Origin of the sequence: Streptomyces sp. SID12501 (genome assembly GCF_010550245.1) — a bacterium.
Lineage (GTDB): Bacteria > Actinomycetota > Actinomycetes > Streptomycetales > Streptomycetaceae > Streptomyces.
The window spans coordinates 1-391 of the sequence record NZ_JAAGLU010001017.1 but is presented as its reverse complement, the minus strand read 5'-3'; the positions used below and the strand labels follow the sequence as shown (position 1 = coordinate 391).

The window sequence follows — 391 nt, the reverse complement described above, 5'->3', positions numbered from 1 at the left end:
GACCCCGACGTCGACGCCACCTACCCCGTCGGGGCCGTCACCACGACGGCGCGCGCGCTCGGCGGCGAGACCGTCGGCAAGATCGGCCGCACCACGGCCGTCACCGCCGGACGCGTGACGGCCATCGAGCTCGACGACGTCGTCGTCGGCTACGGCGAGGAGCTGGGCGACCTGCGGTTCGACGACCAGATCGAGGTCGAGGGCACCGGGCGGTCGCCGTTCTCGCGCGGCGGCGACTCGGGCTCGCTCGTGTACCGCGAGGACGGGGTCGCCCTGGGGCTGCTCTTTGCCGGGTCGGAGACCGGGGGCGAGAATGGTCGAGGGCTGACGTACGTCAACCCGATCGACGCCGTCCTCGGGGCGCTCGACGCGACGCTGCTCGCCTGACGCG

1 pseudogene is annotated in these 391 nt (G+C 73.9%); it reads left to right on the top strand.

What is annotated here, in order from left to right:
- A pseudogene (locus tag G3I71_RS49615) lies at positions 1 to 387 on the top strand (S1 family peptidase); the annotation flags it as partial.
- Positions 388 to 391: the final 4 nt, after the last annotated feature.